This window comes from Paenarthrobacter sp. NCHU4564 (assembly GCF_052156435.1).
In the GTDB taxonomy this organism is placed as follows: domain Bacteria; phylum Actinomycetota; class Actinomycetes; order Actinomycetales; family Micrococcaceae; genus Arthrobacter.
The window spans coordinates 99,180-121,641 of the sequence record NZ_JBQLIS010000006.1 but is presented as its reverse complement, the minus strand read 5'-3'; the positions used below and the strand labels follow the sequence as shown (position 1 = coordinate 121,641).

Genomic DNA, 22,462 nt, shown 5'->3' with positions numbered 1-22,462 from the left:
TGCGCTCAGTCTTCGGGGACGAACTCTTCGTGGCCGGCCGCCCGCAAGGCGGCGCGCAACTTGACCGCGGTCGCGTCCATCACCGCTGGATCAGGGTTGTGGTCGACGTTATGGACTTCGAAGTCAGCCGTGGAATAGGCCGGCCAGATGTGGACGTGCAGGTGTTCCACTTCGAAGCCTTCCACGAGCACACCCACGCGTTTGGCGTCGAACAGCTTCTCCTGCACCTGCGCGATGCGCTGTGCCACATCCATGACCTTCCCCAGCAGTTCCGGGCTGGCATGGGTCCAGGAGTCCACCTCCGTGCGCGGCACCACCAGGGTGTGGCCGGACGTGATGGGCGCAATGGTCAGGAAGGCCACCACGTCCTCGTCCTTCCATACAAAGCGGCCCGGGATATCGCCGTTGATGATCTTGGTGAACAGCGTGCTCATGCGTCTGCCCTTTCTGACGGTTGGTGGAGTGTTGCGGTGTCCAGCACGAATCGGTACTTCACGTCCCCGGCAACCATGCGGTCGTAGGCCTCGTTCAGCCGGGAGGCGTCCACTACTTCGATATCACTGGCAACGCCATGCCCGGCACAGAAATCCAACATCTCCTGGGTCTCATGGATGCCGCCGATGAGGGACCCCGCATAAGCCAGGCGGCGGCGGATGAGGAGCCCGGGGCTGACCGGCGGCATGTCCTCCGCGGGAAGGCCCAGCTGGAACAAAGCACCCTCGAGCCGCAGGGTCCGGAAGTAGGGGTTGAGATCGTGCGGAGCAGCCACGGTATCGATGATGACATCGATGCTGCGGCCGGCAGCGTCCATGGCTTCCGGGTCCGTTGACAGGACTACGTGGTCCGCGCCGAGCTCACGGGCGGCCTGGAATTTGGTCTCGGACGTGGTGAACACGGTGACCTCGGCGCCCATGGCCTTGGCGATCTTGACCGCCATATGGCCCAGTCCGCCCAAACCCACAACGCCAACCGCATCCCCCTCTTCCACCTCGAAGTACCGCAGCGGCGAGTAAGTGGTAATTCCTGCGCACAGCAGCGGTGCGGCGGCCGCCGGGTCCAAGGCATCCGGTATGCGCAGGACGAACCTGCGGTCAACCACCACGGAGGTGGAGTAGCCGCCCTGGGTGATGGCATCCCCATTGCGGGGATCGGGGGCGCCGTACGTCCCCACGTTGCCCCGTTCGCAGTACTGTTCCAGGCCGTCCAGGCAACTGTCGCATTCCCTGCAGGAGTCCACCATGCAGCCCACTCCCACCCGGTCGCCGGGCGCGAATTCCGTCACGGCAGCGCCAACGCGCGTCACCTTGCCGACGATCTCATGGCCAGGCACCAGCGGATAGGGCGGGATGCGCCATTCCCCGCGGGTGGCGTGCACGTCCGAATGGCAGAGGCCGCAGAATTCGATCCCGATTTCCACGTCGTCGTCCTTGGGTTCCCGCCTCAAGACGGTCAGGGGCACCAGGCCGCTCCCAGGGGAGGTGGCGCCGTAGGCGGCTGCGAGGTTGGTCGCCACGGAGGGCGGGTGTTCGACCGTGATGGGTTTGGCAAGCGGCGGTGGTACGGGGCGTCCTGGCGTCATGGTTCGACGCTACCTCCGGCGCCTGTGGCTGTGCCAGTTTGCGGACGTCCCGTTCCGGCGGTCGCCGGCTCGCCCTCGAATGGTTCCGGCCCTGTGGCCACAGGGTTGCCGGCGTCGTTGGACCACTGCGAGAAGGACCCGGGGAAAAGTGCGGCCTTGAACCCCGCCAGTTCGAGGGCCACGATCTGGTGGGCGGCCGTCACGCCGGATCCGCAATAAACCGCTACGGGAGTCTCGTCCGTGACGCCGAGCCCGGCGAAGCGGGCCCGCAGTTCCTCCGCGGGCAGGAAGGTCCCGGCCGCGGAGATGTTGTCGGTGGTCGGTGCACTGAAGGCACCGGGAATATGCCCCGCACGCGGATCAACCGGTTCCACTTCCCCGCGGTAGCGCTCCCCCGCCCTGGCATCGAGCAGAACACGGTCACCGTGCCAGTGGGCAGCCTCGTGCCCGCTGATCACCGGCATCCTGCCTTCAGCCAGCGTGAGATTCCCGACGCCGGGACTTACCTCGCCTGTTTCCAGCAGGTGGCCTTCCGCGCGCCAGGCGGACAGGCCGCCGTCGAGCAGGTAAACCGACGCAACCCCGGCGTTGCGGAGCATCCACCACACGCGGGCGGCAGCCATGCTGCCGCTGTCGTCGTACGCGACCACGGTGTCGCCCTCATTTATGCCCCACCGGCGGGCTGCTTCCTGGAAGCGGTCCGTGGACGGCAGCGGGTGCCTCCCCAGTGCGGGCTGCGCGTGGTCGGCGAGTTCCGTGGGCAGGTCCACAAACACCGCCCCGGGAAGGTGGCCCTCCAGGTAGCGTTCACGGCCATCGGTCCGGCCCAGGACCCAGCGGACATCGAGAAGCACAATGCGCTCCCCTGCCGCGAGCCGGCCATGCAGCCCGGCAGCGTCAATCAGCGGTGGCATTCAAACTCCTTGCGGTCGTTGGCGTTTCTTCACGTACTGCTCACAGGGCATCCGCGTCCCAGCCTAGTCCTGTCAGCAGCCGGCCGCGCGGGGTGTGACACCGGCGCACCTGCGTGCCGCCGGTAGGCTTTAGCGGTGAGCACATCGTGTATTCAGGACCGTCGCTGGGCAGACGAAGCCATCCGGAAGATCGAGGCCGAAAACAACCGTTCGGCGGACACGCACCTTTATGCGGTTCCGCTCCCCGCGCATTGGGGGGTCCAGCTTTACCTGAAGGACGAGTCCACCCACCGTTCCGGAAGCCTCAAGCACCGCTTGGCGAGGTCGCTGTTCCTGTACGGGCTGGTCAATGGCTGGATTACCGAAGGCACCACCATCGTGGAAGCCTCGAGCGGCAGCACGGCCGTGTCGGAAGCCTACTTTGCACGGCTCATCGGGCTGCCGTTCATTGCTGTCATGACCAGGACCACCAGCCCGGAGAAGATCGCCTTGATCGAGGAATTCGGCGGTGCATGCCTGCTGGTGGACCATGCATCGGAGGTTTACGCCGTCGCCGAAGAAACCGCACGGACCTCCGGCGGCTACTACATGGACCAGTTCACCTATGCCGAACGCGCCACTGACTGGCGCGGCAACAACAACATCGCCGAGTCCATCTTTGAGCAGTTGGCCCTGGAAGAACATCCGGTTCCCGAGTGGATCGTGGTGGGCGCCGGCACCGGCGGAACCAGCGCCACCATTGGACGCTACCTTCGCTACAACCGGCACCGCACCCGGCTTGCCGTGGTGGACCCGGAGAACTCCGCCTTCTATCCGGCCTGGCGCGACGGACAGGACGCATCACCCACCGGGCAACCCTCCCGCATCGAAGGCATCGGACGTCCCCGGGTGGAACCGAGCTTCATCCCGGCTGTCATCGACCACATGATCCAGGTCCCGGATGCTGCCTCCGTGGCCGCCATGCGGCATCTGCGCAAACTGACCGGACTGCACGCCGGCCCCTCCACCGGCACCAACCTGTGGGGTGTGTGGCAACTCGTGGCCGACATGGTGTCCCAGGGCCGCACCGGCAGTATCGTTTCGCTCATGTGCGACGGCGGTGACCGGTACACCGGCAGCTATTACGACGACGGCTGGCTCACCGGAAAGGGGTTGGATCCCACGCCCCACGAAGCCACGCTGGAAAGGTTCCACGACACCGGGATCTGGAACGGCCCGCGCGCCTAGACTTCCACGGACTCCCCGGGAACGAGCCGCCTGTAGCGCGTGCCGTATTTGGCACCGATCCGGGTGACGTGGCCCTCCACGATTCCCCTGCCGAGTTCGTTGAGCAGAGCATCGTGGACCGGGAATGCCTGCGGCGCCCGGACCGAGATGACGAAGTCCACTACTTCCCCCACCTTGGACCACGGTGCGTGGATCGGAACCAGCAGGGTCTTGACCTCCATGGAATCGGGAACCACGAACGAGTCGCCGGGGTGGAACACGTTGCCGTCCACAAGGTAGCCGATGTTAGCCACCACTGGGATCTGGGGGTGGATCAACGCATGCTGTCCGCCATAGGTCTGCACCCGGAAACCGGCAACGTCAAGGGTGGATTCCGGAGCCGCTGCATGAATGCGGCCGGCCAGGGAACCTGCCCCCTCCCCGGCGTCTTGACCCGCTGCATCCAGCAGGGCGTTGACCACGGCCTGCGGAGCGTGCACTGCCAGGTCTTCATCCCTACGCAACGCTGCCAGGACCGCCGACCGGTCAATATGGTCGTCGTGCTGGTGGGTGATGAGGACCGCCTGCGCTCCCGCCAAAGCCTCACCGGCCTCCGAGAACGTCCCGGGATCAATCACCAGGACGTTTCCCTCCTTTTCAAGCCGGACACAGGCATGGGTGTACTTGGTGAGCTTCATGATGACAGCCTAGGGTCGGCCCCTGACAGTTTCCAACCATCCCCTGCTGGTAAAATTGGGGTTTGCCAGCGTCACCAGGGAAGTGAGTTCTTCAATGCCACAAGGCACCAATTCCGCGACCACCGGCCCTTCGGCGCCGGCCACGGGCGGCGCCAGGGAGCAGCGCGTCACCAAGCAACGTCTCGCTGTCAGCGCTGCCCTGGACGAATTGGATGACTTCGTCAGCACCCAGGAACTATACCGGTTGCTGCAGAACAAAGGCACGTCGGTCTCCCTGGCCACGGCGTACCGTATCCTCCAGTCGCTGGCAGACGACGGCCTGATCGATGTCCTGAGGAACGGCGAGGGCGAGGCCGTGTACCGCAGGTGCGCCGTTACGGGTCACCACCACCATTTGCTGTGCCGCAACTGCGGCAAGGCCGTTGAGGTGGAGGCCCCCGCCGTCGAGACCTGGGCTGCCCGTACCGCCACCGAACACGGCTTTACCGAGGTGGCCCACACCGTGGAAATCTTTGGTCTTTGTCCCGACTGCACGGCCCGGAAGGCGGCCGGCGGGCTTTAGGCCGCCTGCAGGCTCCGGGGGCTTAGAGTGCTCCCGCCGGCTGACCGCGGGACACCCGCCCGTTCAGGCCACGGTTCGCCCGCACCCGTCCGATGATCCTGCAGGCCACGTAGATGACGAACGACAACGTGGTGACGTAGGGGCTGATCGGGATCCGGCTGCCGAGGGCCAGGAGAATTCCGCCCACTGTGGCGGTCATGGCGAAGACGACACTCAGCAACACCACCAGGCGCGGCGAGGTGGTGACCTTCAAGGCCGCGGCGGCAGGAGTGATCAGCAGGGCCAGCACCAGCAAGGCCCCTACGATCTGGATGGACAGCGCCACACTGACACCCAGCAACACCATGAAGCCGATCGCCAGTCCCCTGACCGGGACGCCCCGCGCCTCGGCCATCTCAGGGTCGACGCTCGCAAAGTCCAGCGGACGCCAGATGGCGGCCAAGGCAATCATCACCACTACGGCCGTGCCGGCCAGGGCCGTGAGCTGCACCGTGTCCACTGACACGATCTGCCCTGTCAGCAAACCGAACTTGTTGGCCGCGCGCCCTTCATAGAGGGCAAGGAACAGGATGCCCAGGCCCAGGCCGAAGGGCATGATCACGCCAATGATCGAATTCTTGTCCCGGGCGCGGACGCCCATGAAGCCCAGCAACACGGCGGCGGCAACGGAGCCGACAAGGGAACCAAAGATGATGTCGGCCCCCACCAACAGTGCGAACGCGGCACCGGCAAAGGACAACTCCGAAATGCCATGGACGGCAAAGGCGAGGTCCCGCTTCATGACGAAGGTTCCCACCAGGCCGCCGAGCAGCCCGAGCACCGCGCCGGCCCAGATCGAGTTCTGGACCAGGACCAGGAGCTCGGCGTAGTTGTCGAAAGTGAAGATGGTCCGGAGGATCTCACCGAGGTCCATTTAGAACTCCTCCCCGGCAGTTGCGTGGGCATCGTCATGGAAGTGCGTGGTCGCGTCGGGAAGGCCGACGACGACGATCCTTCCGTTCGCGTGGATGACCTCCACGTGGCTGTTGTACAGCTCCGACAACACTTCCGTGGTCATGACATCCTCAGGAGCACCAAGCCGGAACTGGCCCCCCGCGAGATACAGCACCCGGTCCACGTAGTCGATGACCGGATTGATCTCGTGGGTCACAAACACCACGGCGCTGTTCCGCGCGTGGCATTGTTCGTTGATGAGCGCGCTGACGCCCTGCTGGTGGTGAAGGTCCAAGGACAGCAACGGCTCGTCGCACAGCAGGACCTGGGGCTCGGTGGCGAGGGCCTGGGCAACCCTGAGGCGCTGCTGTTCGCCACCGGACAACTGCCCCAGCGGAACCTTGGCGTAATCCGAGGCACCCACCAGGTCAAGGAGTTCATCAACGCGCCGGTTTACCGTGCCGGAGCCGAGGCGCATGCCCCACCGATGACCGTCGATGCCCAGGGCAACGAGGTCCCGTGCCCGCAGCGGCGTGTCCGGAGCAAAAGACTTCTGTTGCGGGATGTAGCCGATGCGCTTGCTTCCGCCTTCCGCGGGATGTCCCGCCAGCGTTACGCTGCCGGAATGGAGCTCCTGGAGGCCCAGCAGGACTTTGAGGAAACTTGTCTTGCCACTGCCGTTGGGCCCGAGGACCGCGAAGAACTCCCCGGGATGGATATCGAGATCCAGGTCCCTCCACAGCGTCCTCCTGCCGAACTGCAGGCTGGCTCCGCGGAGGCTCACTACGGGTGTCAAAAGTTGTCCTCGATCCAAGCGCCCGTTGGTGCGCCGTTGTTGGTGCGATGGTGTTCGCGTTCAGTGATGGCCCACCCTGTGGTTGGGGCAAGAAGGTGGGGCAGGAAAAGGCCCCGCGGCCATCCCCAATATCTTAGGACTCCAGCGGGGCCTTCACCGCATAAGTGCGGGCATACTTTGCGGAACTGCGTGCCTATTGTGCCAAAGCGGCCGACAGGGACTCCACGTTCCCGCCCATCCACTGCAGGTAGTCCTTGCCATCCGGGAGGGTCTCGGTGAAGTTGACCACGGGCACCCCCGCAGCCTCGGCGGCACGCTTGACGGATTCTGTCTGCGGCCCCTCGGTCTGCTCGTTGTAGGCGAGGAGCTTGACGCTCTTGGCGGAAACGAGGTCCGTAGTCTCCTTGAGGACGGCCGCGGGAACGTCAGTGCCCTCTTCGATGGCGGCACTGTAGGCTTCGGGGGTCTTGTTTTCAAGACCGGCAGCCTCCAGAAGGTACAGCGGCACAGGTTCCGTGATCGCCACCGGAGAAGCCTGGTGTGCGGCCTTCAGGGCGTCAAGCTTCCCGGTCAATTCTCCCAGCTTGGACTTGAACGCATCGGCGTTGGCCGTGTAGGTGGAGGCGGATGCGGCGTCCAGTGAACCTAGCTTGCCGGCGATCGCTTCGGCAAGCTTTCCCATGGTGTCCAGGCTGTACCAGACATGCTCATTGAACTCTCCGTGGTCGTGCGTGTGACCTTCCCCGGAGTGGGACTCCTCCGTGTGGCTCTCGCCCTCCGGTGCCAGCCCGGAAACGTCCACGGCGCTGATCATGTTGTCGTGGCCGACCTTGGTCTCGTCTGCGATCTTATGGAGGAATTCGTCGTAGCCGCCGCCGTTCTCCACCACCAGCTTTGCCTTGGAGATCACCAGCTTGTCCTGGGCGCTTGCCTCGTATGAGTGCGGGTCCTGGCTGGTCTTGGTGATGATCGAGCTGACGTTGACCTTGTCTCCACCCACCGCCTTGACGATGTCACCGTAGACGTTGGTGGACGTGACAACCTCGATGGCGCCCGAGGACGACGCCGGGGAAGAATCACCCGCTCCTGCAGTTCCGGCGCAGGAAGAGAGCAACAGGGCAGCAAGACCGGCGGAAGCGGCCATGGACAGGCGGGCGGCTGGACGACGCACAAAGACCTCGGATCTACTCAAAATGAGAATCAAACACAATAACTGGCATTCCCAGTGTAGCGCTAAATAGGAATGATTCCTATTTAGCGCTACACGTCAACGTTCAGGGGGAGCCACGGCACCGGCCGGGAGGCCGGTGCCGTTGGCGACGAACTCCTGGCGGAGCACGTGACTACTGGGCCTGCGCGCCGCCCAGGCGACGTATTCCCGTGGCCTGCGTGGCATCCCTGATCTCGCCCACCAATTGCTCAATCACGTCCTCGAGGAACAAGACTCCCTGCGTAGCTCCCCCCGGACCCACGACCCGGGCCAGATGCGAGCCGGTCCTCTGCATGACGGACATCGCCTCTTCGATTTCATCTTCGGGAGAGAGATTGGCCAGTGAGCGTATCCGGCCTTCGGCAATGGGGTGGCCGCGCCCTTCATCGGGGATGGACAGGATGTCCTTGACGTGCACGTATCCGGCGAGTTCGCCGTCGTCGTCCACTATCGGGAACCGCGAGAAGCCCGTCCGGCTGACCGCCTTCTCCAACTCCCGGGGAGTTGAAGCGGACTTCAGGACCACCAAATGCTCCAGCGGGACCATGATGTTGGCCGCCGTGTGTTCGGAGAACTCCAGGGCGCCGCTCAACAGCCCGGCTTCATCGTCCACCAGGCCGTGCCGCGTGGACTCCTGGACAATCGACTGGACTTCCTCCAAGGTAAAGGAGGACGACACCTCATCCTTTGGCTCGATCCTCATCAGCTTCAGGATGTGGTTGGCCAGCCAGTTCAGCGTCCAGATCACCGGGTTCACCACGCGGGCGATGAACATCAGCGGCGGAGCCAACAGCAGCGCAGCCTTGTCCGCCACGGAAACAGAGATGTTCTTGGGGACCATCTCACCGAACGTCACGTGCAGGAAGGTGACGAACAGCAGCGCGATCGCAAAGGCGATCACATCAGCCAGTTCAACAGGAATCCCTATCATCTCCAGCGGAGCCGCCAGCAGATGGTGGATCGCAGGCTCGGCTACCTGCAGGATCAGCAGGGAACAGACCGTAATGCCCAACTGGGCACACGCCAGCATGAGGGAGACATTTTCCATGGCCCGCAGCGTGGTTTGTGCCCTCTTTGACCCTGCCTCCGCCAGCGGTTCGATCTGGCTTCGGCGGGCCGACATGACTGCGAACTCGGCGCCAACAAAGAAGGCGTTGCCGATCAGCAGGACAACCAACCAGATAATTCCGGCCCAGTCACTCATACGGCACCTGCCTCATGGTGGTTGTCCCCGGCCCCTGCAGCTGCGTCGTCAGGTTCGGCCACGTGGTGGAAACTGATCCGGTCGATCCGCCGGCCGTCCATGCGCGTGACAGTCAACGTGCCGCCGCCGGCGTCAACAACATCACCGACCCTGGCGATCCGGCCCAGTTTGCTCATGACGTAGCCCCCTACGGTTTCGTAGGCGGACTCGTCCGGGACCTTCAGGTGGGGAATTTGTTCCGATACCTCGTCGGGCCGGAGGAGGCCCGGGAAATACCAGTCACCGGACGCGCTCTGGAGCAGGCCCGGGCGCACTTTGTCGTGCTCATCGGAGACCTCTCCCACGATTTCCTCCACCAGGTCCTCCAGGGTTGCGATGCCCGCGGTTCCTCCGTATTCATCCAGGACCACCGCCAACTGAAGATTGCCCTCACGGAGTTCGGACAGCAGGGCATCCAGGTGGATGGTCTCCGGCACCCGGAGCACATCGGTCATGATGGCTCCGGCCTCAAGCTTGCCCCGGCGGTCGGCAGGGACCGCCACCGCTTTCTTGACATGCACGACTCCCCGGATGTCATCCGCCGAGTCACCAATCACCGGGAACCGCGAATATCCGGTCCGGCGCGCGGCGTCGAGAATATCGGAAACGGGCTGGCCCGCATCAATCGTTTCCATGCGGATGCGGGGTGTCATGACATCCGCGGCCGTCCTGCCGGAGAAGCTCAGGGTCCGCGCCACGAAATTTGCGGTTCCGGCGTCAAGCGTGCCGAGTTCAGCCGACCGCCGCACCAGGGACGCCAGTTCGGCCGGCGTCCGCGCGCCGGAAATCTCTTCCTTGGCCTCGAGCCCGAACAGATTCAGGACCTTGTTGGAGAAACCGTTCAGCACCACAATGGCCGGCTTGAACACAGCGGTGAAGATCAGTTGTGGCCGGGCAAGCGCCTTGCCCAGCGGGAAGGCCAGGGCTATGGCCATGTTCTTGGGTACCAGTTCGCCGATGAGCATCGACAGCAGGGTTGCAAGGACCATCGCCACCACCAAGGCCACCGAATGCGCTACCTCGGGCGCCAGGCCCAACAGGCCCAGGGGCCCTGAAAGGAGCTGCCCCACGGACGGTTCCATGACGAAACCCGTGAGCAACGTGGTGAGGGTGATGCCCAGCTGGCAACTCGAAAGCTGGGTGGACAGGGACTTCAGGCATTTCAGCAGCGGTACCGCCGCGTGGTCGCCGTCGTCGATGGCCCGCTGGACGCTTGATTGGTCCAGGGCCACCAGGGAAAACTCAACTGCTACGAAAAAGCCGGTTCCCAGAATGAGGGCGAAACCGGCTATCAGGAGAATCCATTCCATCAGAACATCACTCCGGAAACCGGAGCATGCCAGGAACGGGGCGCCTCCACCGCGGGACGATTGCCCGGCGGAGGCTGGTCGGGCCCCGTGGACGCGTGGTCCGCGGGACCACCGGCCTGGAGGGCCGGCGGGTGATGGGCATGTGAACGGGTGTTGCCGGCTCGGGGGGTACGTTCCGCGGGAATCGCAATGCGGTTCCCCTTGCAGTACCCAGGCCGGCACCTAGATTTACTGTCCATAAGGATTTCAGTCTACAGGCCACGCCTGTGCGTCCAGGCGTGGGGACAGGACGGTTTTTGACGTGCCGCCGCGGCCCGGAATCAAGGGTTTTCCCCTTTGAGAACCGGGCAACATGATTTAGGTCACCACTATTGGCAGTTAACCGACGATCCTAACTAGACTGGCAAAGGTCTGAGTTCGCGGGACCCGGACCCTGGTGCATCGTTGCGGAAAAGCAACCTTGGCCAGCGGGAAATCAACACTCATGGAAGAGGCGTATTTCAAGTGCCAGAGCAGCCCAGCCACCGTCTACCAGAGGAATTTGGCGGAAACGAGTGGCTCGTTGACGAACTGTACGAGCGGTATCAGCAGGACAAGAATTCGGTCGACGCCAAGTGGTGGCCGCTCTTCGAATCCTTTGACACCGGGGACGGCACTTCTTCCAACGGAACCTCCGCAGCCCCTGCCGCTGCCAATCCACCCACCCAAGTACTTCCCGTGGTAGCCCCGGCGCCCGCGGCTCCGGCACCGGCGCCGGCAGCCCCTGCGGCACCTCCCGCTGCCGCGCCGGCGGCCCCGGCCGCAGCGAAGAAAGCACCTGCCACGGTAGCCAAGGACGGAGCAAAGAAGCCCGTCGGCGGTAATGCCGCACAGCCGATCCCCGCCCAGCTTCCCCGGAGCACCAAAGCACCAACCGCGCCTGAAGAGGATGTCGTGTCCGTCCTGCGCGGCCCCGCCAAGGCGATCGCTTCCAACATGGTCACCAGCCTGGAAGTACCCACGGCCACCAGCGTCCGGGCCGTTCCGGCCAAGCTGCTGATCGACAACCGGGTGGTCATCAACTCCAACCTTGCCCGCGCCCGCGGCGGCAAGGTGTCCTTCACCCACCTCATCGGCTACGCCGTGGTCCGTGCGCTCTCCCAGTTCCCGTCCATGAACGTCTACTACGACGAAATCGACGGCAAGCCCAGCGCAGTCCAGCCCGCGCACGTCAACTTCGGCATCGCCATTGACATGCCGAAGCCCGATGGCACCCGCCTCCTGATGGTTCCCAACATCAAGAAGGCCGAGACCATGGACTTCGCTGAGTTCTGGCACACCTATGAGGACCTCATCAAGCGTGCCCGCAACGGCAAGCTGACTGCTGACGACCACGCCGGTACCACGGTTTCGCTGACCAACCCGGGCGGCATCGGCACCGTGCACTCGGTGCCCCGCCTCTCCAAGGGACAGGCAGCCATCATCGGCGTCGGCGCCCTTGATTACCCGGCCGAGTTCCAGGGCGCGAGCGAAAAGATCATCGCCCAGAACGCCATCAGCAAGATCCTGACACTGACCTCCACCTATGACCACCGCGTCATCCAGGGCGCAGGCAGCGGCGAATTCCTGAAGCTGGTCCACCAGCTCCTGCTGGGCGCGCAGAACTTCTACGACGAAATCTTCGAAGCCCTGCGCATTCCGTACGAGCCCGTCCGCTGGAGCCCCGACCTCCAGGTGGACCCGGCCGACGAGATCAACAAGGTGGCACGGATCCAGCAACTGATCCACTCCTACCGGGTCCGTGGCCACCTCATGGCCGACACCGATCCCCTGGAATACGTCCAGCGCAAGCACCCGGACCTTGACGTCCTCACCTACGGCCTGACGCTGTGGGACCTCGACCGCGAATGGCCCACGGGTGGCTTCGGCGGCAAGCCGCAGCTGAAATTCCGCGACATCCTCGGCGTCCTCCGCGATGCTTACTGCCGCACCACCGGCATCGAGTACATGCACATCCAGGAACCCGCCGAGCGCAAGTGGTTCCAGGACGAGCTGGAGCACCCCTACTCCAAGCCGAGCCGCGAAGAGCAGCTCCGCATCGTCTCCAAGCTCAATGCGGCCGAGGCTTTCGAAACCTTCCTGCAGACCAAGTTCGTCGGCCAGAAGCGCTTCTCCCTTGAAGGTGGAGAGTCGCTGATCCCGCTGCTCGACGCCGTCATTTCCGACGCGGCCGACGACGGACTGGACGAGGTCGCGATCGGTATGGCCCACCGCGGCCGCCTGAACGTTCTCACGAACATTGCCGGCAAGACCTACGCCCAGGTCTTCCGGGAGTTCGAAGGCACCCAGGACCCGCGCTCCGTCCAGGGCTCGGGCGACGTGAAGTACCACCTGGGCACCGAGGGCACGTTCACCTCGGACAACGGGAAGCAGACCAAGGTCTACCTCGCTGCCAACCCGTCCCACCTCGAAGCCGTGGACCCGGTCCTCGAAGGCATCGTCCGCGCCAAGCAGGACCGCCTGGACCAGGGTGAGTCCTTCCCCGTCCTGCCCATCATGGTGCACGGCGACGCCGCCTTCGCGGGCCAGGGAGTTGTGGCGGAAACCCTCAACCTCTCCCAGCTGCGTGGCTACCGCACCGGCGGCACCATCCACGTCATCGTGAACAACCAGGTCGGCTTCACCACCGCTCCGTCCTCTTCGCGTTCGTCCACCTACTCCACGGACGTCGCCAAGATGATCCAGGCTCCGGTGTTCCACGTCAACGGTGACGATCCCGAAGCCGTGGTCCGCGTGGCCCAGCTCGCTTACCAGTTCCGCCAGCGGTTCCACAAGGACGTTGTCATCGACATGGTGTGCTACCGCCGCCGTGGCCACAACGAGGGCGACGACCCCTCGATGACCCAGCCGCTGATGTACAACCTGATCGAGGCCAAGCGCTCGGTGCGCAAGCTGTACACGGAATCGCTCATCGGCCGTGGAGACATCACCGAGGAAGAAGCCGAGCAGCTGCTGCGCGACTACCAGGAGCGCCTGGAGCGGGTCTTCGCCGAGACACACGCCGCGCAGACCTCTCCGATCCCGATCATCACCGCGGACTCCGCTGCCGTGTCGGATATCGAGCGGCCCATTGCCCAGCAGTCCGATTTCGGAACCAACTCCCCCACGTCCACCGCCATCTCGGCAGAGACGCTGGCACGCATCGGCAAGGCCCACCTGGAGATCCCGGAAGGCTTCACCGTCCACTCCAAGCTCAAGCAGCTGCTGGAGAAGCGCGAACAGATGTCCCGTGAAGGCGGCATCGACTGGGGCTTTGGCGAGATCGCTGCCTTTGGTTCGCTGATCATGGAAGGCGTTCCCGTACGCCTGGCAGGCCAGGACTCCCGCCGCGGAACCTTCGTCCAGCGTCACGCCGTCTTCCACGACCGTGCCAACGGCAATGAATGGCTGCCCTTGGGCAACCTTTCGGACAACCAGGCCAAGCTGTGGATCTACGACTCCCTGCTGTCCGAGTACGCAGCCATGGGCTTCGAATACGGCTATTCCGTGGAACGGCCGGACGCTCTGGTCCTCTGGGAGGCCCAGTTCGGCGACTTCGTCAACGGCGCCCAGACCATCATCGATGAATTCATTTCCTCGGCCGAGCAGAAGTGGGGCCAGCGTTCATCGCTGGTGCTCATGCTCCCGCACGGTTACGAGGGCCAGGGACCGGACCACTCCTCCGCACGCATCGAGCGTTTCCTCCAGCTGTGCGCCGAGGACAACATGATCGTGGCCAACCCCACCACCGCGGCGTCGCACTTCCACCTGCTCCGCCGGCAGGCCTACAGCCGGCCGCGCAAGCCGCTGATCATTTTCACGCCGAAGCAGTTGCTCCGGTTGAAGGGCGCAGCCTCTGCCGTGGAGGACTTCACCACCGGCGGCTTCAAGCCGGTCATGGGCGAGCACGAGCTCGAGCCCGGCACGGTGGATCGCGTCATCCTGGTTTCCGGCCGTCTGTACTACGATCTCCTGTCCAACCGGCAAAAGTCGGGCGACACGTCCACGGCGATCGTCCGTGTGGAGCAGCTCTACCCGCTGCCCAAGGCCGAGATCGAAGCCGAACTGGCGAAGTACCCGAACGCAGACATCGTGTGGGCCCAGGACGAGCCCGCCAACCAGGGTCCGTGGCCGTTCATGGGCCTGAACCTGGCTCCGCAGCTGGACCGGAAGGTCCGCCTGGTGTCGCGCCCGGCGTCGGCGTCCACGGCAGCAGGCTCCATGAAGCGACACGCTGCCGAGCAGGACATCCTGATCAAGCAGGCGTTCGAGCGCAAGTAACACCAAAAACTGCCCGGCTGGGGTGCGGTTCCGCACCTGCAGCCGGGCAGTTCTGTTTAATGGGACAGAAACTCGGTTCAAGAACAGGCGCTGATCCTGATGCCGTGCAAGGACCGTAACGAGTGTGAAGAGGTAACCGTGGAAGACAGGAAGCTGCGCATTGCAGCTGTTGGAGATGAACTGCTGGCAGGGCTGGGAGATCCCCGGGCGCTTGGTTGGCTTGGAAGGGTCCTGGCACGGACACCCCAGGATTCAGTCGTGGTGGAAAGCTTCTCCCTCCCCTGCCCCATGGAAGGCACGGAGGGCCTGGCGACACGGTGGCAGGACGAAGCCGGCCGGCGCTTCAGCGACACCCACGAAAACCGGCTGGTCATAGGTCTCTCAGGGCGCGACGTCGAGTTCGGCCTGTCCACCGCCCGCAGCCGCCTCAATCTCGCCAACATCCTGGACGGCGCCTCGCACAGCGGTGTCGAGGTCTTCGTCGTCGGCCCGCCACCCACCCTGGACCCGGCCCGCAATAAACGCCTGGCCGAACTGAACACAGCCTTTGCCGATGTCACGACCAGGAGGAACCACCACTACGTTGACACGTTCTCTCCACTGCTCAACCATGAGCAGTGGAGGACTGACCTCGCAGCCAATGGCGGCACACCGGGACAGGCCGGTTACGGATTGATTGCGTGGCTGGTCCTGCACCGCGGCTGGTTCCAGTGGCTTAACATCGCCCAGCCGGAGTAGCAGCCAACCGCGCCCTACCCTGGTCAGCGCCGTCCATTGCCATCGGTGCCATCGCGATATATCGTGTTTACATCAACGCGATATATCGCAACCTGGAGGGATCATGTCAGACGAGCTATGGACTGTGACGGGCCCGCAAACCATCGATGTGGAGAACGTCCGCTCACTCAAACTCGGAATCGTCAAAGGCCGGTTCGACGTCGTAACGCACGACGAACCCTTCGTGAGGATCGAAGTCAGCGACGTCACCGGCGACCCCCTGACCGTGACGTTGGTCAACGGCCGCCTCGAAGTCCGGCACCAACTGCAGGGACCGCAGGGGTGGTTCAAGAACCTCATGGGGACCGTCAACAACTCCAGCACCAACACCGCGGTGGTCGGGATCGCCCTGCCGCCCGGCGTCGATGTGGAGGCGGGAACGGTCAGCGGCGACGGAATGGTGTCCGGCCTCACCGGCAACATCCGGCTCAGCACCGTCGCAGGCTCCGTGATGTCCGACCAGACGAGCGGCGAACTGCACGTCAACACCGTCAGCGGCGAAGTCATCGTCAGAAACCACGACGGCGTCCTGACCGCCAAGAGCGTCTCCGGCGAAGTGACGGCGTCGGGCACGTTCTCGAACATCCGCGCCAACACCGTCAGCGGCAACCTCACCTTTGACCTCCAGGACTTCACCCACGACTTTGGCGCCAATTCGGTGTCCGGGGACCTCACCGTCCGCCTCCCCCATGATGTGGGACTGGATATCTCCGCCAAGTCGGCAAGCGGCGCCGTTGTCATTGACAACCAGGTGTACAACCAGCCGGGAGGCAACGTGAACACGATCGTGGGGCCCGACGGGAAACTGATGCTGGTCCGGACCAACACAGTGTCCGGCAAAACCCACATCATGCATGCGCTGGCGCCTGCCCCCGGGGAGCCAGGGTATCCGGTCCCCGGCGAAGCAGGCCTCTGATGCCTCCCGTCTTCGCGCATGGTGCGTTGCGCTTGTACCTCCTGGCCCTTCTCGAGTCGGGCCCACGGCATGGGTACGAGCTCATCAAGGCGCTCGGCGACAGGTTCGGGGGCACCTATTCGCCCAGCGCCGGAACCATCTATCCGCGTCTGGGCAAGCTGGAAGAAGAAGGGCTTGTAGCTACGGAGTCGGAAGGCCGGCGGACCAAGTACCTCATTACCGAAGCAGGCCTGGCGGAGCTTGACCGGCGGAGGGAGGAACTGGCCGGCGTCGAGGACACCATCTCTGCCTCTGTCCGTCGTCTGGCGGATACCCTTCGCGAGGATATCCGCGCCAATATGCGCGGACTGCGTGCCGACCTCGCCGCCACGGCAGAAGCGGCAAGGACCCAGCCCGGACCCGTTCCCTTCCAGGTCAGGACCCGGAGTTATTCAGCCGAAGGCCAACAGATGCTCAAGGAAGCCGAACTCATGGTGCAGTCCTTCCGTGACGACATGCGTGTGGAGCTACGCCAACACAGCGCCGGGCAGGAACTCACGCCCCTGGTCCTGGAGACCATCAGGGCCGTCCTGGACCAGGCCCGCATTTCCATCAGGAGTTCACTGCGCAGCTAGGCCGGAAGACCCGGCCGGGGGCCGGTTCGCCTGCGAACGTGCTGATGTGCGAAACTGGAGGGCAGCTCTATTGAGTATCAAAACATTTAAGGAGGCCAGCTATGAGCAAGCGTGCACGTAAGCGTCGTGACCGTAAGCGTGGCGGCGCGAACCACGGCAAGCGTCCCAACACCTAAGCCAGCGGCTTAGCGTCAAGGCTTAAAGCAAAGGCCCCGGAAACCAGCAGGTTTCCGGGGCCTTTGGCGTCCAACCGGCAGCTCAGGCGTCCACGGTCTTGATGGAGTGGATCCTGTCCAGGATGGAGTTCTTGAGGTTTTCCGGGGCAGACTCGGTGCAGGAGCGCTTGACCATGGTGCGGATCAGGCATTCGAGGTCATACTGCTCGGTGCACTCTTCGCAGGAGTCCAGGTGCTCCTTGATGTCTTTCAGGTCCTCGCGGGTCAGTGCCCCGTCCAGGTATTCGTAGATGCGCTGCATCCGCGTGTCGTCGCAATCGCCCAATCCCTGGCAGTCGCTCATTGCTCTTTCTCCTGATTTTTGCTCCCGGCCGCAGCCTGGTCTTCTGTGTGGGCGCTGAAGCCCCGTTCTGCGGCGTAGTCCGCCAACATATCCCGAAGCATCTTCCTGCCGCGGTGCAGACGCGACATGACGGTACCGATCGGGGTATTCATGATCTCTGAAATTTGCTTGTACGCATATCCTTCGACGTCCGCGAAGTAGACCGCCAGGCGGAACTCCTCCGGGATGGCCTGCAGCGCGTTCTTGACGTCGGAGTCAGGCAGGTGGTCCAAGGCCTCGGCTTCGGCCGACCGCAATCCGGACGACGTGTGGGACTCCGCCTTGGCCAACTGCCAGTCCTCGATGGTGTCCGAGTTGGACTGCAGGGGTTCCCGCTGCCGTTTCCGGTAGAGGTTGATGTACGTATTGGTCAGGATGCGGTACAGCCATGCCTTGAGGTTGGTCCCCGGCTTGTACTGGTGGAAGGCCGAAAATGCCTTGGTGTAGGCCTCCTGCACGAGGTCTTCCGCGTCGGAGGGGTTCCGGGCCATCCGCATCGCCGCAGAGTACAACTGGTCGACATACTGCATGGCGTCCCGCTCGAAGCGCTCCCGCCGCTGTTCAACAGTTTCGGTAGCAGGATCGACGTCGGAAGCCACCGCGACGTCGTCGTCCGCTTCGGCTGCCTGGTACATGGCCGCTGCGGCCGGTTCAATGGTGCTCATCGAAGCCAAGTCTACTGTCAGCCGCGGGGAATCAGGCTGTCTGGTCCCGCCGGACTCCAGCAGGCCTGCCCGGTCCTTCACCAAGGTCAAAAAACCAACTCCGTTCAGCGAAGCGGCATCACGCTGCCGCAGCCCGGCCTCCACCGCGCCTGTTGTTCACAACGGCGGCCGCTGGGTAAATATTCCGCAAAGGTGCAAGACTAGACCAGACTGCACCCCGTGACACTTGTGGCAACCCATCCAGGAGGCAAGACATGTCAGTTATCCGGTTCCTCGCCCGCCCCATGCTCGCAACCAGCTTTGTCGTGGCAGGTTTGGACAAGCTCAAGCACGCTGACGACACTGCCCGGCAACTCTCCCCTGTCCTGCGGCGCGCCTCCGAGTCCTTGCCCTTCCCCGCGGACGAGAAGGTGCTGGCCCGGGTCATCGGCGGAGCACAGTTGGGCGCCGGCGCCCTGTTGGGCCTGGGCAAGCTGTCCCGCTTTGCGGCCACCGTCCTGGCCGTGACATCGGCGCTGAACACTTTCGTGGAGTGGCGTTCGGCGGACATCAGCACCAAGGAAGGCCGTACCGCACGCAAAGCACAGCTGCTCAAGAACATATCCCTGACCGGAGGCGTGCTGTTGGCCGCCGTCGACACCGCGGGACGGCCCAGCCTTGCCTGGCGGGCAGAGCACCTGGCGGCGGACGCCCGGAAGGTCACCGGCAAGCAGATCAAGCGGGCAGACAAAGCCGTACGCAAAGCCGTCGATAACGCAGTTGGAGCATAAGGAAGCATGACAGGTACCACCGCAGCACACCCGGGGCCGGCAGGCTCCGGCCCTGCATTGCCACTTTGGCCGGCTCCGTTTGCACAGGCACCCGTGGACGCCACCGTCACGGTACCGGGGTCCAAGTCCCTGACCAACCGTTTCCTGGTTCTCGCGGCCCTGGCCGACGGCCCTTCGAGGCTCCGGGCACCGTTGCATTCGCGTGATTCGGTGCTCATGATCCAGGCCCTCAAGCAATTGGGGGCCACAGTCACTGAAGTACCCGGCGACGGCGACTACGGACCTGATCTCGAGATCACGCCCATGGACCAGGCGGCATCGGGCACAGACACAGCCATCGACTGCGGACTCGCCGGAACCGTCATGCGATTCGTCCCGCCGCTGGCCGCCCTGCGGAAGGGCACGACCCTCTTCGACGGTGATCCCCACGCCCGCAAGCGGCCCATGGGAACCATCATCGAAGCCCTCTCAGCGCTCGGGGTGCCGGTGGGCACGGAAGGCGGCAGGACGCCGTCGGCCCTTCCCTTTACTGTGGCAGGCACCGGAGAGGTGCGCGGGGGCCACCTGGTGATCGACGCGAGTGCCTCTTCCCAGTTCGTGTCCGCCCTGCTGCTTGCGGGGGCACGTTTCACTGAAGGCCTGCACCTGGAACATGTGGGCAAACCCGTACCAAGTCTCGACCACATCGCCATGACGGTTGCTGTGCTCCGGAGCGTCGGTGTCAGGGTCGATGATTCCGTTCCCAACCATTGGCGCGTGGAGCCCGGACCCATCCGGGCGTTCGACCAAAGAATCGAGCAGGACCTTTCGAACGCGGGCCCGTTCCTGGCGGCAGCACTGGCGACCCGCGGAACCGTGCGGATTCCCAACTGGCCATCCGAAACAACCCAGGTCGGCGATCTCTGGCGGAGCATCCTTGCGTCGATGGGTGCGCAGGTCACCCTGGACCACGGCACGCTGACCGTGACCGGCGGTCCGGACATCAAGGGGGGCGATTTCGACGAGACCAGCGAACTCGCACCAACGGTGGCCGCCCTGTGCGCTTTGGCGTCGGGACCATCCCGCCTGACGGGTATTGCCCATCTGCGGGGCCATGAAACCGACCGGCTGGCTGCCCTCGTCGCGGAAATCAACCGCCTGGGCGGTGACGCCGAAGAAACAGCGGACGGCTTGGTCATCCGCCCTGCCCCGCTTCATGGCGGGGTGGTCCACAGCTACGCGGATCACAGAATGGCCACCGCAGGAGCCATCCTGGGCCTCGCCGTCCCGGGCGTCCAGGTGGAAGACATCGCCACCACGTCCAAGACCATGCCCGACTTTCCGCTGATGTGGGAGGCCATGCTGCAGCAGGGCGAGGGCACCAACGGAGCCAGCGCCTGACCATGGCCCGCGACGCACGCTCCTGGGACGAGTCCGACGTCCGGATCCGGCCCAACAAAAAAGGTTCCCGGCCCCGCACCAAGGACCGCCCCAGCCACGACGACGCCGTGATCGGCCGGATCATCACGGTCGACCGTGGCCGCTATACGGCCGTGGTGGCCGAAGACACACCGCAGGAACGGACGGTCATCGCCGCCAGGGCCCGCGAACTTCGCCGGTCCCCTGTGGTCCCCGGTGACTTCGTGGCCCTGGTCGGCGACGTCTCCGGCGGGCCGGACACGCTCGCCCGGCTGGTCCGCGTAGAGGAGCGCAGCACGGTCCTGCGGCGCAGCGCCGATGACACCGACCCCATTGAACGGGTGGTGGTGGCGAACGCCGACCAGCTGGTGGTTGTAGTGGCCGCGGCCAATCCCGAACCCCGGACCGGTTTCATTGACCGGGCCCTGGTGGCCGCATACGACGCAGGTATTGAACCACTGCTGCTCGTCACCAAGGCTGACGTCAAGGATCCGTCTGAGCTGCTGGCCAATTACGTGAGCCTGGACTTCCCCGTGATCATCAGCCGTACGGCGGACGCAGCCGCATCCGGCATCGATGCCCGGTCGGATGACGGCTTGTCAGCCCGCCTGGACAGCGAAGCCGTGGCAAGTCTGCGCAGCCATTTGGACGGCAAAGTCACGGTCATGCTGGGTCACTCCGGCGTAGGCAAATCCACCATGGTCAACGCCTTGACCGGTGCCGAACGCGCCACAGGCGGCGTCAACGCCGTCACGGGCCGCGGGCGCCACACCTCGTCCTCGGCCCTGGCGCTCAAGCTCGCCGATGCCCCGTCCGGCAGCTGGATTATTGATACTCCCGGCATCCGGTCCTTCGGCCTGGCCCTGGTGGATCCGGACCGCATCCTGCACTCGTTCCCGGACCTGGAGCCCGGCACCGACGCCTGCGACCGCGGTTGCAAGCACGACGCCGGGGCGGTCAACTGCGGCCTTGATGCGTGGGTCAACGAGGGCCACGCGGGTCCCTCCGGTCCGGCCCGGCTGGCATCACTGCGACGACTCCTGGGCGCAGACCCCAGGCTGGAGGCCAAGGAAGCCAAGGAACTGGGAACCGTCAACTAGCCAGCGGGCTTCACGTCCCGCTGCGGGGGAACGTTTCACGATAAGTTTGGTGGCATGACCCAACCCGTTTCCAGCTACAACGACGACCTTCGCCTTGCCCATGTCCTGGCGGATTCCGTGGATGCCCAGACCATGGACCGCTTCAAGGCCCTGGACCTGCAGGTCGAAACCAAGCCAGACCTCACTCCGGTCACAGATGCCGACAAGGCCGCCGAAGAAGCAATCCGCGGCCAGTTGTCCCGTTCCCGGCCGCGGGATGCTGTGCTGGGTGAGGAATTCGGCAGCACGGGTCACGGCTCGCGGCGCTGGATCATCGATCCGATCGACGGCACTAAGAACTTTGTCCGCGGAGTTCCCGTCTGGGCCACACTGATTGCCTTGGTTGACGAGGGGGAGCCAGTGGTGGGGGTCGTCAGCGCTCCCGCCCTGGGCAAACGTTGGTGGGCTGCAAAAGGGATGGGAGCCTACACCGGCCGTTCCCTGGCGTCGGCCACACGGCTCAAGGTTTCCAACGTCTCGCACCTGGCCGATGCCTCCCTGTCCTTCTCGAGCCTGTCGGGTTGGAAGGACCGCGGAAACCTGGAGGAGTTCCTGGGCTTGACGGAAGACGTGTGGCGCACCCGCGCGTACGGGGACTTCTGGTCATACTGCCTTGTTGCCGAGGGCGCGGTGGACATCGCCTGCGAACCGGAGCTCAACCTTTACGACATGGCGGCCCTGGTCCCCATCGTCACCGAGGCCGGTGGCCGGTTCACCTCCCTTGAAGGTGAGGATGGCCCCTTCGGTGGCAACGCCCTGGCGACCAATTCGATCCTCCATTCCGAAGTCCTCAAGCGCTTGAACCCCGAGGTTGACGACCTCCTCTAGCAGCTAATGCCACGGTTGCCACCTGGCAGCCAAGCAAAATTTTCGAC

General features: G+C 64.4%; 22 protein-coding genes. 11 read left to right on the top strand and 11 right to left on the bottom strand.

Features of this window, described 5'->3' with window-relative positions:
- Positions 1–5 precede the first annotated feature (5 nt).
- The 3 genes from ACSVIE_RS08510 to ACSVIE_RS08500 are packed head-to-tail and all read right to left on the bottom strand — an operon-like array spanning position 6 to position 2,493.
- The gene (locus tag ACSVIE_RS08510; RefSeq protein WP_426003249.1) at positions 6–434 is read right to left on the bottom strand and encodes an HIT family protein; all 429 of its coding nucleotides are present in this window, start codon (positions 432–434) and stop codon (positions 6–8) included.
- Positions 431–1,579: an NAD(P)-dependent alcohol dehydrogenase gene (locus tag ACSVIE_RS08505; RefSeq protein WP_442423565.1), complete on the bottom strand. Its 1,149-nt coding sequence runs from the start codon at positions 1,577–1,579 to the stop codon at positions 431–433. The genes ACSVIE_RS08510 and ACSVIE_RS08505 overlap by 4 nt, the downstream gene beginning before the upstream one ends.
- Positions 1,576–2,493 (bottom strand): sulfurtransferase, encoded by a 918-nt coding sequence (locus ACSVIE_RS08500; protein ID WP_442423564.1) that lies wholly within the window; start codon positions 2,491–2,493, stop codon positions 1,576–1,578. The genes ACSVIE_RS08505 and ACSVIE_RS08500 overlap by 4 nt, the downstream gene beginning before the upstream one ends.
- A 135-nt stretch (positions 2,494–2,628) precedes the next feature.
- Between ACSVIE_RS08500 and ACSVIE_RS08495 the strand changes: the two genes are divergently transcribed.
- Complete coding sequence (locus ACSVIE_RS08495) at positions 2,629–3,720, top strand: PLP-dependent cysteine synthase family protein (protein WP_442423563.1); 1,092 nt, start codon at positions 2,629–2,631, stop codon at positions 3,718–3,720.
- Here ACSVIE_RS08495 and ACSVIE_RS08490 read toward each other — a convergent pair.
- Positions 3,717–4,397, bottom strand: coding sequence for an MBL fold metallo-hydrolase (locus ACSVIE_RS08490; protein ID WP_442423562.1), 681 nt, complete (start codon positions 4,395–4,397; stop codon positions 3,717–3,719). The genes ACSVIE_RS08495 and ACSVIE_RS08490 overlap by 4 nt on opposite strands.
- A gap of 94 nt (positions 4,398–4,491) precedes the next feature.
- Here ACSVIE_RS08490 and ACSVIE_RS08485 point away from each other — a divergent pair, with 94 nt between their 5' ends.
- Positions 4,492–4,959, top strand: coding sequence for a Fur family transcriptional regulator (locus ACSVIE_RS08485; protein WP_426003258.1), 468 nt, complete (start codon positions 4,492–4,494; stop codon positions 4,957–4,959).
- Positions 4,960–4,981: 22 nt separating this feature from the next.
- On the opposite strand, the gene ACSVIE_RS08480 is transcribed toward ACSVIE_RS08485, so the two are convergent.
- The 5 genes from ACSVIE_RS08480 to ACSVIE_RS08460 all read right to left on the bottom strand — a co-directional run bounded on the left by ACSVIE_RS08480 (position 4,982) and on the right by ACSVIE_RS08460 (position 10,451).
- Positions 4,982–5,872 carry a metal ABC transporter permease gene (locus tag ACSVIE_RS08480; RefSeq protein ID WP_426003259.1) on the bottom strand — a complete coding sequence of 297 codons (891 nt, stop codon included), beginning with the start codon at positions 5,870–5,872 and terminating at the stop codon, positions 4,982–4,984.
- Positions 5,873–6,688 carry a metal ABC transporter ATP-binding protein gene (locus tag ACSVIE_RS08475; protein WP_442423561.1) on the bottom strand — a complete coding sequence of 272 codons (816 nt, stop codon included), beginning with the start codon at positions 6,686–6,688 and terminating at the stop codon, positions 5,873–5,875.
- Positions 6,689–6,881: 193 nt separating this feature from the next.
- Positions 6,882–7,892 carry a metal ABC transporter solute-binding protein, Zn/Mn family gene (locus ACSVIE_RS08470; RefSeq protein WP_442423560.1) on the bottom strand — a complete coding sequence of 337 codons (1,011 nt, stop codon included), beginning with the start codon at positions 7,890–7,892 and terminating at the stop codon, positions 6,882–6,884.
- 139 nt (positions 7,893–8,031) lie between these two features.
- On the bottom strand, positions 8,032–9,102 hold the full coding sequence (locus ACSVIE_RS08465; protein WP_442423559.1) for a hemolysin family protein: 1,071 nt from the start codon (positions 9,100–9,102) through the stop codon (positions 8,032–8,034).
- A complete protein-coding gene (locus ACSVIE_RS08460) occupies positions 9,099–10,451 on the bottom strand; it encodes a hemolysin family protein (protein WP_426003263.1) in 1,353 nt (450 codons plus the stop codon). Before ACSVIE_RS08460 ends, ACSVIE_RS08465 begins: the two co-directional genes overlap by 4 nt.
- Before the next feature lie 504 nt (positions 10,452–10,955).
- Here ACSVIE_RS08460 and ACSVIE_RS08455 point away from each other — a divergent pair.
- From ACSVIE_RS08455 to ACSVIE_RS08435, 5 genes are all read left to right on the top strand, one after another.
- The gene (locus tag ACSVIE_RS08455) at positions 10,956–14,750 is read left to right on the top strand and encodes a multifunctional oxoglutarate decarboxylase/oxoglutarate dehydrogenase thiamine pyrophosphate-binding subunit/dihydrolipoyllysine-residue succinyltransferase subunit (protein ID WP_442423558.1); all 3,795 of its coding nucleotides are present in this window, start codon (positions 10,956–10,958) and stop codon (positions 14,748–14,750) included.
- A 138-nt stretch (positions 14,751–14,888) separates the two neighbouring features.
- On the top strand, positions 14,889–15,488 hold the full coding sequence (locus tag ACSVIE_RS08450) for a GDSL-type esterase/lipase family protein (protein ID WP_426003265.1): 600 nt from the start codon (positions 14,889–14,891) through the stop codon (positions 15,486–15,488).
- 103 nt (positions 15,489–15,591) lie between these two features.
- Complete coding sequence (locus ACSVIE_RS08445) at positions 15,592–16,443, top strand: DUF4097 family beta strand repeat-containing protein (protein WP_442423557.1); 852 nt, start codon at positions 15,592–15,594, stop codon at positions 16,441–16,443.
- On the top strand, positions 16,443–17,057 hold the full coding sequence (locus tag ACSVIE_RS08440) for a PadR family transcriptional regulator (protein WP_442423556.1): 615 nt from the start codon (positions 16,443–16,445) through the stop codon (positions 17,055–17,057). Before ACSVIE_RS08445 ends, ACSVIE_RS08440 begins: the two co-directional genes overlap by 1 nt.
- A 101-nt stretch (positions 17,058–17,158) precedes the next feature.
- Complete coding sequence (locus ACSVIE_RS08435) at positions 17,159–17,233, top strand: 50S ribosomal protein bL37 (RefSeq protein WP_369299106.1); 75 nt, start codon at positions 17,159–17,161, stop codon at positions 17,231–17,233.
- Between the two features lie 82 nt (positions 17,234–17,315).
- Here ACSVIE_RS08435 and rsrA read toward each other — a convergent pair whose 3' ends face one another.
- The gene (gene rsrA / locus ACSVIE_RS08430) at positions 17,316–17,576 is read right to left on the bottom strand and encodes a mycothiol system anti-sigma-R factor (protein WP_426003269.1); all 261 of its coding nucleotides are present in this window, start codon (positions 17,574–17,576) and stop codon (positions 17,316–17,318) included.
- Positions 17,573–18,370, bottom strand: coding sequence for a sigma-70 family RNA polymerase sigma factor (locus ACSVIE_RS08425; protein WP_426003270.1), 798 nt, complete (start codon positions 18,368–18,370; stop codon positions 17,573–17,575). Before ACSVIE_RS08425 ends, rsrA begins: the two co-directional genes overlap by 4 nt.
- A 164-nt stretch (positions 18,371–18,534) precedes the next feature.
- Here ACSVIE_RS08425 and ACSVIE_RS08420 point away from each other — a divergent pair, with 164 nt between their 5' ends.
- The 4 genes from ACSVIE_RS08420 to hisN are packed head-to-tail and all read left to right on the top strand — an operon-like array spanning position 18,535 to position 22,415.
- Positions 18,535–19,050: a DoxX family protein gene (locus ACSVIE_RS08420; protein WP_426003271.1), complete on the top strand. Its 516-nt coding sequence runs from the start codon at positions 18,535–18,537 to the stop codon at positions 19,048–19,050.
- 6 nt (positions 19,051–19,056) lie between these two features.
- The gene (gene aroA / locus ACSVIE_RS08415) at positions 19,057–20,430 is read left to right on the top strand and encodes a 3-phosphoshikimate 1-carboxyvinyltransferase (protein WP_442423555.1); all 1,374 of its coding nucleotides are present in this window, start codon (positions 19,057–19,059) and stop codon (positions 20,428–20,430) included.
- Positions 20,431–20,432: 2 nt separating this feature from the next.
- Positions 20,433–21,548 (top strand): ribosome small subunit-dependent GTPase A, encoded by a 1,116-nt coding sequence (rsgA, locus tag ACSVIE_RS08410; RefSeq protein WP_426003274.1) that lies wholly within the window; start codon positions 20,433–20,435, stop codon positions 21,546–21,548.
- Positions 21,549–21,602: 54 nt separating this feature from the next.
- The gene (hisN, locus tag ACSVIE_RS08405; protein ID WP_426003276.1) at positions 21,603–22,415 is read left to right on the top strand and encodes a histidinol-phosphatase; all 813 of its coding nucleotides are present in this window, start codon (positions 21,603–21,605) and stop codon (positions 22,413–22,415) included.
- Positions 22,416–22,462 lie beyond the last annotated feature (47 nt).

What these genes read in the sequence shown, in the direction of transcription:
- ACSVIE_RS08445 (WP_442423557.1), top strand. Translation starts at nt 15,592, where the DNA reads ATGTCAGACGAGCTATGGACTGTGACGGGCCCGCAAACCATCGATGTG.
- ACSVIE_RS08500 (WP_442423564.1), bottom strand. Translation starts at nt 2,493, where the DNA reads ATGCCACCGCTGATTGACGCTGCCGGGCTGCATGGCCGGCTCGCGGCA.
- ACSVIE_RS08510 (WP_426003249.1), bottom strand. Translation starts at nt 434, where the DNA reads ATGAGCACGCTGTTCACCAAGATCATCAACGGCGATATCCCGGGCCGC.
- ACSVIE_RS08460 (WP_426003263.1), bottom strand. Translation starts at nt 10,451, where the DNA reads ATGGAATGGATTCTCCTGATAGCCGGTTTCGCCCTCATTCTGGGAACC.
- ACSVIE_RS08440 (WP_442423556.1), top strand. Translation starts at nt 16,443, where the DNA reads ATGCCTCCCGTCTTCGCGCATGGTGCGTTGCGCTTGTACCTCCTGGCC.
- ACSVIE_RS08465 (WP_442423559.1), bottom strand. Translation starts at nt 9,102, where the DNA reads ATGAGTGACTGGGCCGGAATTATCTGGTTGGTTGTCCTGCTGATCGGC.
- rsgA (WP_426003274.1), top strand. Translation starts at nt 20,433, where the DNA reads ATGGCCCGCGACGCACGCTCCTGGGACGAGTCCGACGTCCGGATCCGG.
- rsrA (WP_426003269.1), bottom strand. Translation starts at nt 17,576, where the DNA reads ATGAGCGACTGCCAGGGATTGGGCGATTGCGACGACACGCGGATGCAG.
- aroA (WP_442423555.1), top strand. Translation starts at nt 19,057, where the DNA reads ATGACAGGTACCACCGCAGCACACCCGGGGCCGGCAGGCTCCGGCCCT.
- ACSVIE_RS08490 (WP_442423562.1), bottom strand. Translation starts at nt 4,397, where the DNA reads ATGAAGCTCACCAAGTACACCCATGCCTGTGTCCGGCTTGAAAAGGAG.
- ACSVIE_RS08420 (WP_426003271.1), top strand. Translation starts at nt 18,535, where the DNA reads ATGTCAGTTATCCGGTTCCTCGCCCGCCCCATGCTCGCAACCAGCTTT.
- hisN (WP_426003276.1), top strand. Translation starts at nt 21,603, where the DNA reads ATGACCCAACCCGTTTCCAGCTACAACGACGACCTTCGCCTTGCCCAT.
- ACSVIE_RS08485 (WP_426003258.1), top strand. Translation starts at nt 4,492, where the DNA reads ATGCCACAAGGCACCAATTCCGCGACCACCGGCCCTTCGGCGCCGGCC.
- ACSVIE_RS08505 (WP_442423565.1), bottom strand. Translation starts at nt 1,579, where the DNA reads ATGACGCCAGGACGCCCCGTACCACCGCCGCTTGCCAAACCCATCACG.
- ACSVIE_RS08480 (WP_426003259.1), bottom strand. Translation starts at nt 5,872, where the DNA reads ATGGACCTCGGTGAGATCCTCCGGACCATCTTCACTTTCGACAACTAC.